The 10,320-nt window shown below is 67.4% G+C and carries 9 protein-coding genes; 4 read left to right on the top strand and 5 right to left on the bottom strand.

Features of this window, described 5'->3' with window-relative positions; all coding sequences use genetic code 11:
* Positions 1-9 precede the first annotated feature (9 nt).
* The 5 genes from CQ040_RS05535 to CQ040_RS05555 are packed head-to-tail and all read right to left on the bottom strand — an operon-like array spanning position 10 to position 5,614.
* On the bottom strand, positions 10-1,146 hold the full coding sequence (locus tag CQ040_RS05535) for a cysteine desulfurase family protein (protein ID WP_105526736.1): 1,137 nt from the start codon (positions 1,144-1,146) through the stop codon (positions 10-12).
* Positions 1,147-1,165: 19 nt separating this feature from the next.
* A complete protein-coding gene (nadC, locus tag CQ040_RS05540; RefSeq protein ID WP_105526625.1) occupies positions 1,166-2,017 on the bottom strand; it encodes a carboxylating nicotinate-nucleotide diphosphorylase in 852 nt (283 codons plus the stop codon).
* Entirely contained in the window at positions 2,017-3,567 is a 1,551-nt protein-coding gene (gene nadB, locus CQ040_RS05545) for an L-aspartate oxidase (RefSeq protein ID WP_105526624.1), read from the bottom strand. Before nadB ends, nadC begins: the two co-directional genes overlap by 1 nt.
* Positions 3,564-4,901: a quinolinate synthase NadA gene (gene nadA, locus CQ040_RS05550; RefSeq protein WP_105526623.1), complete on the bottom strand. Its 1,338-nt coding sequence runs from the start codon at positions 4,899-4,901 to the stop codon at positions 3,564-3,566. The genes nadB and nadA overlap by 4 nt, the downstream gene beginning before the upstream one ends.
* Positions 4,898-5,614, bottom strand: coding sequence for an NUDIX domain-containing protein (locus tag CQ040_RS05555; protein ID WP_105526622.1), 717 nt, complete (start codon positions 5,612-5,614; stop codon positions 4,898-4,900). The genes nadA and CQ040_RS05555 overlap by 4 nt, the downstream gene beginning before the upstream one ends.
* Before the next feature lie 269 nt (positions 5,615-5,883).
* Between CQ040_RS05555 and CQ040_RS05560 the strand changes: the two genes are divergently transcribed.
* From CQ040_RS05560 to CQ040_RS05575, 4 genes are all read left to right on the top strand, one after another.
* On the top strand, positions 5,884-7,572 hold the full coding sequence (locus tag CQ040_RS05560) for an ABC transporter substrate-binding protein (protein WP_105526621.1): 1,689 nt from the start codon (positions 5,884-5,886) through the stop codon (positions 7,570-7,572).
* A gap of 40 nt (positions 7,573-7,612) precedes the next feature.
* Complete coding sequence (locus tag CQ040_RS05565) at positions 7,613-8,608, top strand: ABC transporter permease (protein ID WP_028503850.1); 996 nt, start codon at positions 7,613-7,615, stop codon at positions 8,606-8,608.
* Positions 8,601-9,578 (top strand): ABC transporter permease, encoded by a 978-nt coding sequence (locus CQ040_RS05570; RefSeq protein ID WP_028503851.1) that lies wholly within the window; start codon positions 8,601-8,603, stop codon positions 9,576-9,578. Before CQ040_RS05565 ends, CQ040_RS05570 begins: the two co-directional genes overlap by 8 nt.
* Positions 9,575-10,320, top strand: a 746-nt coding sequence (locus CQ040_RS05575; RefSeq protein WP_105712407.1) for an ABC transporter ATP-binding protein, incomplete at its 3' end; no start/stop codon positions are given. The genes CQ040_RS05570 and CQ040_RS05575, both read left to right, overlap by 4 nt.

Below are 10,320 nucleotides of genomic sequence, written 5' to 3' on the forward strand. Positions count from 1 at the left end.
GGCCGTGCATCATCCCCGGGCCGCGCGCACGGATTCCGCGACGAGTGCTGCCAGCCGCTCCGGAGCATCTTCGGGCAGCGTCTCGCGTCCGAAGGTGAATCGGACGGAGGTCTGCGCCACCTCAGCGGGCACGCCGCAGGCGAGGAGGACGTGCGAGGGCTCGTCGCTGCCCGCAGCGCACGCCGAGCCGCTCGACGAGATGACCCCGCGGCGCTCCAGCTCGAGGAGCACGGACTCTCCGCTGGTGCCGGCGAACGTGAAACTCGCGGTCCCGGGAAGGCGCTGCACGGGGTCGCCGGTGAGCGCGGCCTCGGGGACGCCGGCGAGCACCAGGGAGATGAACCGCGCCGTGGCGGATCCGACGCGAGCGCTCACGGCTTCCCGTTCATGTTCTGCGAGCTCCAGGGCAGTCGCGAGCCCGACGGCCCCCGCCACGTTCTCGGTGCCGGAGCGTCGTCCGCGTTCCTGACCGCCACCGTGCAGCAGCGGCTCCACGGGCACGCGTCCGCGCACGGCCAGGGCGCCGATGCCCTTCGGTGCGCCGAGCTTGTGTCCGGCGATCGACACGGCATCGGCTCCGAGCCCGCTCAGGGGAAGCCACCCGGCAGACTGCACCGCATCCAGGTGCAGCGGCACGCGGGCGGCTCGTGTGACCGCTGCCAGCGCCGCCACGTCCTGGACCGTGCCGATCTCGTTGTTCGCGTGGCCGATCGAGACCAGGGCGGTGTCGTGCATGATCGACTCGGCGACGGACTCCGCTGCGATCCGGCCACCGGAGTCGACCGGCAGGAACGTGACCTCGACCGCATGGAAGCGTCTCAGATAGTCGGCCGATTCGAGGATCGACTCATGCTCGATCGGCGAGATCACCAGATGCCGTCGCCCCGCCTCCAAGGCCGCGAGCACGATGCCCTTCACCGCGAGGTTGTTCGCTTCGGTGCCCCCTGCGGTGAACACGACATCACCCGTTCGCATCCCCAGCACGCGGGCGACCCGCGCACGGGCGTCGTCGAGAGCGCCCGCCGCGGCTTCGCCCGCCGTGTGATGGCTGGACGGGTTGCCGAAGACTCCGGTGAGATATGGACGCATCGCTTCCAGCACCTCCGGTCGCACCGGGGATGTCGCGGCATTGTCGAGATAGAGCATGTCGAGGTAGAGCATGTGCTCAGTCGATCCGCAGATCCAGGCCCAGGTCGAGTGCGCGCGCCGAGTGGGTCAGCGCGCCGACCGAGATCACATCGACGCCGGTGCGGGCGATGTCGCCGACGGTGTCGAGACTCACTCCTCCCGATGCCTCGACCGTCGCCCGGCCGTCGATCAGCCGTACTCCCTCACGAAGATCGTCGAGGGAGAAGTTGTCGAGCAGCACGGTGTGGGCGCCTCCGTCGAGGACCGCCGGGATCTGGTCGAGACGGTCGACCTCGACGACGACGTGCGTCGTGTGCGGCAGCTGCGACAGAGCTTCGCGCAGCGCCGTCGCGAGGTCGAGCCCCGAACGCATGAGCACGGCGAGGTGGTTGTCCTTGGCCATCACGGCATCCGACAGTGAGTAGCGGTGGTTGCGGCCGCCGCCCGATGCCACCGCGTGCCGTTCGAAGGCGCGCAGACCCGGGGTCGTCTTGCGGGTGTCGGCGATACGCGCATCCGTGCCGTCGATCGCGGTCACGTAGGCGGTGGTGAGAGTCGCGATGCCGCTCATCCGCTGGGTGAAGTTCAGCGCCACGCGCTCGGCGGTGAGGATGCTGCGCGCCGAGCCCGAGACGGAGGCGAGGACGTCGCCCGCCGCGAAGTCATCGCCGTCGCCGACATGGAGGTCGACCGCGAGGGCCGGGTCGGTGAGCAGGAAGGCCGCGGTGAAGACCTCTCCACCGCTGAAGACCCCAGGCTCGCGTGCGACGAGATCGGCGGTGGCGGTGGAGTCCGCGGGCAGCAGTGTCGTGCTGGTGAGGTCGCCCCAGGGAGCATCCTCTTCGAGAGCGGCGCCGACGACGCGGGTGAGGGTGGCTTTCGTGAGCATCAGACGGTCTCCAGGATCGATGGACGGGACTGCGGCGTCGGGGTGTCGCCTGGCGGGCGGGCGTCGATGCGATGGTGGGCGCCGATCGACTCGGTGCGGGTCAGCGCCGCCGCGGCCGTCGCTTCGGCGAGGAGCAGCAGGTTCGCGTCCTCATGCGCGGCGACGGTCGATGGATCGGGGGTCGACGCAGCCCACGCACGTACGGTGTCGAGCGCATGCGCGAGCCCGTCGTCGGTGCGCAGCAGTCCGACTTCATCCCACATGAGCTGTTGCAGGTCGGCGCGGGAGAAGGCGCCAAGGGCTTCTCGCCGCTGCGTTCCTCGTACGGAGATCGGAGGGAGGGGCGAAGTCGAGCGGGTCCGGTCGTCGAGCGAGTGCGGCGGGACGGAGCGCTCTGTGGTCAGCGCGGCAGCGGCGCGAGCCCCGAACACCGCGCCTTCGAGCAACGAGTTGGATGCGAGCCGGTTGGCTCCGTGAACGCCCGTGCGAGCGACCTCGCCGACAGCGAAGAGTCCGGGAAGCGTCGTCCGGCCGTCGAGATCGGTGACGACACCGCCCATCAGGTAGTGCGCAGCCGGTGTGACGGGAATCGGTTCGCGCGACCAGTCGAAACCTCGTTCCCGCGTCACTCGGTCGATGGTCGGGAAGCGTCGTGCGAGAGTCTCGGCGCCGAGCATGGTGGCATCCAGTCGCACGGGGGAACCCTGCGCGGCGGCGCGCCGAGCGATCGCTCGTGACACCACATCACGCGGCGCGAGTTCGCCCTCGGGGTGGGTGTCGAACACGAAGCGGCGGTTGTCGTCGTCGAGCAGCGTCGCCCCTTCGCCGCGCACGGCCTCGGAGATGAGGAACGCCGGGCCTGACGCCAGGATCGTCGGGTGGAACTGCACGAACTCCAGGTCGGCGACTGCTGCGCCCGCCCGAAGCGCTGCAGCGATGCCGTCGCCCGTGGTCCCGACCGGGTTGGTCGTGTGCGCGTAGAGATGCCCGGCACCACCGCTGGCGAGGACGACGGCATCGGCCGAGATCTCCGCGATCGCGCCATCGCTCAGGGTGCGGATGCCGCGCACCGCGTGGTCGATCACGATGAGGTCTGTCAGGAAGGCGTACTCGACGACGGTGATCGCCGTGCGCCGGACCGCCGCGACGAGTGCCGCGGAGATCGCGGCCCCCGTCGCGTCGCCTCCCGCGTGCACGATGCGCGCGTGCCGGTGCGCCGCCTCACGTCCGAGTTGCAGTGAACCGTCCGGCATCCGATCGAAGGCGACGCCGCGTGCGATCAGCTCGGCGATCCGTGCGGCGCCGTCCGCCACGAGCACCTGCACGGCATCCGGGTCCGACAGTCCAGCGCCGGCATCCACTGTGTCGGCCGCATGCTGCGCCGCTGAGTCGTCCGGCCCGTAGATCCCGGCGACGCCGCCCTGCGCGAGCCTGGTGCATCCGTCGCCCATGGCGCCCTTGGTGACGATCGTCACCGTGTGACCGGCCTCGTGCGCATGGAGCGCTGCCGTGATCCCGGCGATGCCCGATCCGATGACGACGACGTTCATCGCATGCCTGCGACCACCGGAGGCTTCGCTGCGAGCATCCGCTCCAATGCCACGCGCGCGGGGTCGGCGACGTCGGCGGAGACCGTGATCCGGTTCGGAGTGCGGCCGGCGACGAGCTCTTCCAGCACCCAGGCCAGGTAGCCGGGATGGATGCGGTACATCGTCGAACACGGGCAGACGACCGGGTCGAGGCAGAAGATCTCGTGCTGCGGATACTGGGCCGCCAGCCGGCGGACGAGGTTGATCTCGGTGCCGATCGCGAAGGTGGCCGGCTCGGTGGCCGAGTCGATCGCACGTCGGATGTACTCGGTCGAGCCCGCCTCGTCTGCGGCGTCGACGACCTCCATCGGGCATTCGGGGTGCACGATCACGCGAACTCCGGGGTGCTCGGCGCGAGCCTGCTCGATCTGTCCGACCGTGAACCGCCGGTGCACCGAGCAGAAGCCGTGCCAGAGGATCACGCGGGAATCGACCAGATCGGCTGCGGAGGATCCCCCGAGCGCTCGCCGCGGGTTCCACATCGGCATCTGTTCCAGTGGCACACCCATCGCCTTCGCGGTGTTGCGGCCGAGGTGCTGGTCGGGGAAGAAGAGCACCCGCTGGCCGCGTTCGAAGGCCCACTCCAGCACCGTCTGGGCGTTGGAAGAGGTGCACACGATCCCGCCGTGTCGTCCGACGAAGCCCTTGATCGCGGCCGAGGAGTTCATGTAGGTCACCGGGATCACGGGCACGCGGCCATCAGCGTCGGCGGTGTCGAGGTCGCCGAGCACGTCTTCGAGCTGCTCCCAGCATTCCTCGACCTGGTCGATGTCCGCCATGTCCGCCATCGAGCATCCGGCAGCGAGGTTGGGCAGGATCACCGCCTGGTCGGGCTTGGAGAGCAGGTCGGCGGTCTCGGCCATGAAGTGCACACCGCAGAACACGATCGCTTCGGCATCTGCGCGCCCCTTGGCTGCTGTCGCGAGCTGGAAGGAGTCGCCCACGTAGTCCGCGTGCTGCACGACCTCTTCGCGCTGGTAGAAGTGGCCGAGGATCACGACCCGATCGCCGAGGGTCGCCTTCGCCGCGCGGATGCGCTCGTCGAGGTCTTCTTCCGCGGCCTCCCGGTACTCGACCGGAAGCTCGCCCTGCCGCGGGGCGCCCGTCGGGATGACGTCGCCCATCGATGAGCCGGGACCGTACCCCGGTCGTGCGTCGAAGTCCCATGGCCCCGCGGCGAGGTCCGTGGCGCAGGTGGCATCGGTCGAGGTGCCGCTGACGATCGCCTGGATCGCATGATCGACCGAGGCGTCCACGGGCGGGACTGCGGGAGCGGGTACGAAGGTGATGCTCATCGGGTGCTCGTTTCTTCGGGACCGAGCGGGCCGCGATCGGCCAGCTCGACATCGGTGTTGTCGCGGTACAGACGTGCAGGACGGTGACTTCCGGTGCGGAATCGATCGGTGGCGAGCAGATTGCCCGCGGCCTCGACCTGACGACGGAAGTTGGCGGGATCGAGGTTCCGGCCGAGGATCGCCTCATAGGCCTCGCGCAGCTCGGCGAGAGTGAACTCCTCGGGGAGGAAGCCCTGGGCGACGCGGCTGTAGCCGACCTTGTTGCGCAGCCGCCACAGCGCGTACTCGATGATCTTGGCGTGATCGAAGGCCAACTGGGGGAGCTGATCGACGTCGAACCATTGCACGTTCTCCGGGGCGTGGCCGGATGCACGGTGGGCGGCGATCTGTGCTGTCACGTCGTCCTGTCGCAGCAACGCCCAGTACACGACCGACACGACGCGAGTGGGGGAGCGGTCGACGGCTCCGAAGGCGTACAGCTGCTCGAGGTAGCTGGGCGCGAGGCCGGTGGTCTCGGCCAGAGTGCGCGCTGAGGCGTCGACGGGAGATTCGGTGGCCGTGAGCCATCCGCCGGGGAGCGCCCACTGTTCGGCGAAGGGCTCTCGCGTGCGCAGCACGAGCGGCAGCGCGAGCACGGCGCGCCCGCCCTCGGTGCGTCGCAACGTCAGGATGACCGTCGAGACGGCGACCCGGATGTCCGTGCTTTGAGTCATTAGTACCTTAACCTCCGAGATCGATCTTAGTGTCATTCGGACTCTTAGTGGGTGCAGATGACGTCAATCCCGGTCGAGGCCGAAACGTTATCTCGGGAGCGCGGGGAGGCTTGTTCGCTGCCGCAGGGTTTGTTAGGTTACTGTCCTAACAAACCCCTTCGGGAGTGGCCGACCGGCTGCCTCCCCGGGCCCAAGAACCCCACCTCCGGGGTTCTGCTCCATCCGGAGCGATCCCTCCTGCAGTGCAGCACCGAGAGGAAACAAGAGAAATGATCCGTAACGGAAGGCGCAAGATTGCGCTCACCGCGATTGCCGGAGCATCCGTCCTCGCCCTGGGCCTCACGGCCTGTGGTGGCGGTAGCGACAGCGGCAACGCCGATGGCGACCGGGCTCTGCGTGTCTGGGCAGGCAGCCAGACCCCGATCACCGCGAACTACAACCCGTTCGCACCGACCGTGCTCCACGGCGCGCTCGGACCGATCTACGAGCCGCTGTTCTTCTACAACAAGACGGCGGACTCCGAGCCGGTCGGCCTGATCGGCGACTCGTTCGAGTACAACGAGGACGGCACGGCGATCACGATCACCATCAAGCCCGACCTCAAGTGGAGCGACGGCAAGCCGCTCACCGCGAAGGACGTCGCTTTCTCCTTCAACTACGAAGCCAATAACCCCGAGGGCAACGGTCTGGTCTCCGCCGAGGCCACGGACGACACCACCGTCGTGCTGACCTACACGACCGCCCAGTACACGACCGAGTTCCAGCGTCTCGGCTCGACCTACATCCTTCCGGAGCACGTCTGGGCGGACGTCACCGACTTCGCGAACTTCACGAATGAAGACCCGGTCGGATCCGGCGCCTACGTCGTCGACAAGACCACGAGCGAGTCCTACACCCTCGTCGCGAACAAGAACTTCCGCGACGCCGACAAGCTCGGTGTCAAGAAGGTCCAGTACATCGCCGTCGACAACAACCAGACCGCGCAGGACCTGCTCGCCGCGGGCAAGCTCGACTGGACCGGCATGTTCATCCCGAACCCGGATGACGTCACCTCCAACGGCAAGATCGACTGGATCAACACGCCGCAGGACCCGACGGTGCTCTACACCTGCTCGAACGCCGACCTCGGCTGCACCGGTCCGCAGACCGACGTGGCCGTGCGCCAGGCGCTCAACGTCGCGATCGATCGCGCCACCATCAAGGACAAGGCGTTCGTCGGGCTCACCGGCGACATCTCGCCCACGTTCGCGCTGCTGCCGCGTGACGAGAAGTGGGTCGCCGACCCCGCCAACGAGGTCAGCCCGCAGGAGGCCAACGTCGCCGAGGCCGGATCGATCCTCGAGGCGGCCGGCTACACCAAGGGCTCCAGCGGCATCTACGAGAAGGGCGGCGTTCCGCTCGAGCTCACGCTGACCTCGGTCGACGGCTGGACCGACTACAACGACGCCGCGAAGCTGATCGCCGAGCAGGCCGAGGCAGCCGGAATCAAGATCACGGCCTCGACCGTGCAGTGGCAGGAGTTCTCCGACGCACGTCAGGGCGGCGAGTTCCAGCTGATCATGGGTGGTGTGATCGGCACGTCTGTCGCCGACCCGTTCCAGATCTACCGTGACTGGTTCGGCGGCACCGCCGTCGAGTCGACGAGCCCCGTCGGCACCGAGGTTCCGGCCGGCCGCTGGAACTTCAGCCGATACAGCAACCCGGTCGTGGACACAGCGATCCAGGCCGCGATCAGCACGAACGACGAGGCCACGAAGAAGGAGCTGTACGGCACGATCCAGACCGAGATCGTCCGTGACCTGCCCTACATCCCGCTCGTCATCAACGCGACCCAGACCTTCTACAACACGAAGGACTACACGGGCTGGCCGACCGAGGAGGACCTCTACGCCTTCCCGCCGTCCTGGGGTGCGATCGCGGCAGGCTACGTCCTGACGCAGCTGCAGCCGGTCAAGTAGTAAAGGAGTCGGGGAAGAAGGAAGTCAGGAAAACAGTGACATGAAGTTCTATGCACGAAGAATCGGGTTCTACGCGTTCACGCTCTGGGCCGCGATCTCCATCAACTTCCTTCTTCCCCGGCTCATGCCGGGGAACCCGGCCGACATCATGATCGCCAAGATGCAGCGGGCCGGCGGCGAGGTCTCCGAGACCGCCATCCGCAACATCAAGCTCCTGCTCGGCGGCGACGACTCCTCCCTCTGGGAGCAGTACCTCTCCTACTGGGGCCGCATGTTCCAAGGCGATCTGGGGGTCTCGGTCACGAAGTTCCCCACCCCGGTGACGGAACTCATCGCGGGAGCCTTGCCGTGGACCCTCATCCTCGTCGGGACCGCGACCGTCATCTCCTTCGTCCTCGGCGTCGTGCTCGGCGCCTGGGCCGGGTGGAAACGCGGGACCTGGGTCGACCACCTGATCCCTGCCACAACAGTGCTGCAGTCGATCCCGTACTTCTGGATGGCCCTGATCCTCGTCGCCGTGTTCGCGGTCGGGCTCGGCTGGTTCCCGATCTTCGGCGGCTACGACGTCTTCGACTTCCCCGACGGTCCCGAGCCGACCTGGGCGTTCTTCAGCGATGCCGTCGCCCATGCGATCCTCCCGGCCGTCACGATCGTGATCAGCTCGGTCGGGGGCTGGATGTTCGGCATGCGCAACATGATGGTGTCGACGCTGGCCGAGGACTACGTGCTCACCGCCGAGGCGAAGGGTCTGCGTCCGCGGCGGGTGCTCACCACGTACGCGGCCCGCAACGCCGCGATCCCCTCGATCGCCGGCTTCTCGATCACCCTCGGGTTCGTGGTCGCCGGCTCCATCGTGATGGAGCAGGTGTTCACCTACCCGGGCATCGGCAAGCTGATGTTCCAGGCCGTGACCAACAACGACTACGCGCTGATGCAGGGGCTGTTCCTCGTCATCACGCTCACGGTGCTCGCCGCCAACTTCATCATGGACCTCGTCTATGGCTTCATCGACCCGAGGGCTCGCCAGAATGTCTGACACGAAGAACCCGCTCCTGACTCAAGAGCCGCCCGTCACCGCGCCGGCCAGCACGATCTCGCTGGCCACGCAACAGGGACGCAAGCGCCGTCGCATCCTGCCCAGCACCTCGCCGAAGTTCATCATCGGTGTGTGCATTGTGGTGGCGATCGTGCTGTTCGCGATCATCGCGCCGATCTTCTCGCAGGATCCGCGCAGCACGGCGAACCCCGCGCTCCAGCCGCCGTCGGCGGAGCACTGGCTCGGGACCACCAAGCTCGGCAACGACATGTTCGCCCAGCTCGCGATCGGGGCGCAGGGCTCGCTGCTCATCGGCGTCACGGCCGGCAGCATCGCCATCGTCCTCTCGCTCCTGTTCGGCGTGCTCGCCGGCTACCTGGGTGGGTGGCGTGAAGACGGCCTCGCGCTTCTCACCAACGTGATGATCGTGATCCCGGGTCTGCCGCTCGTCATGGTGATCGCCTCGTTCGTGCCGCAGCGCAGCTGGCAGCTCGTCGCCTTCGTGCTCGGCATCACCTCCTGGGCCGGGGCGGCCTACGTTCTCCGGCTCCAGACGCGGTCGCTCCGCACCCGTGACTACGTGTACGCCTCGAAGGTCGCGGGGGAGCGGTCGTTCCGGGTGATCCTCGTCGAGATCATGCCGAACCTGCTGCCGCTGCTCGCGGCGCAGTTCCTCTTCGCGATCATCTTCGCGATCCTCGGCGAGGCAGGGCTCTCCTACCTCGGCCTCGGACCCAACTCGTCGATCACCTGGGGCTCGATCCTCAACGACGCGCAGTCGGGGCAGGCCCTCGGCCGCGGAGCCTGGTGGTGGTTCGTCCCGCCGGGGCTCATGATCGCGCTCCTCGGCGCAGGTCTGTCGCTCATCAACTTCGCGATCGACGAAGTCATCAACCCGAAGCTGCGCAATGCGCCCGAAGCCGCGCGCCGTGTGCGCAAGGCTGCCAAGACCAAGGGAGTCACCGCATGAGCGAGCCGGTGTTGACGGCGCGGAATGTGTCGATCGAGTATGAGGTGGATCCGCCGGTGAGGGCGGTGCGGGATGTGTCGTTGACGTTGAACCGCGGCGAGATCCTCGGGCTTGCGGGGGAGTCGGGGTGTGGGAAGACGACTCTGGCGTATGGGATGAATCGGTTGTTGAAGGCTCCGGCGTTGATGACGGGTGGGGAGATCGTGTTCCATGACCGGGATGGTCATGACATCGACATCGTCGGCCTGGACGGGGAGGGTCTCAGGGCGTTCCGGTGGGACAAGATCTCGATGGTGTTCCAGGGGGCGATGAACTCGTTGAATCCGGTGATCTCCGTCAAGGCGCAGATCTTCGACATTTTCGACACGCACCGGCCAGGGATGAGCAAGAAGGCGAAGACGGCGCGGGCGGAGGAGCTGCTCACGTTGGTGGGTGTGGATCCTGCCCGGCTGACGAGTTTCCCGCACGAGTTGTCGGGGGGTATGCGGCAGCGGATGATGATCGCGATGGCCCTCGCCCTCGACCCGCAGGTGATGATCATGGATGAGCCGACCACGGCGTTGGATGTGGTGGTGCAGCGCGGGATCATTCGGGAGATCATGCGGTTGCGGGAGAAGTTGGGGTTCGCGGTGATTTTCATCACGCATGATCTGCCGATGTTGATTGAGATCAGTGACCGGATCGCGATCATGTTGCAGGGGCAGATCGTGGAGGAGGGGACGGCGGAGGAGATCTACCGGTC

This window comes from Microbacterium sp. MYb54, assembly GCF_002979515.1.
GTDB lineage: Bacteria > Actinomycetota > Actinomycetes > Actinomycetales > Microbacteriaceae > Microbacterium.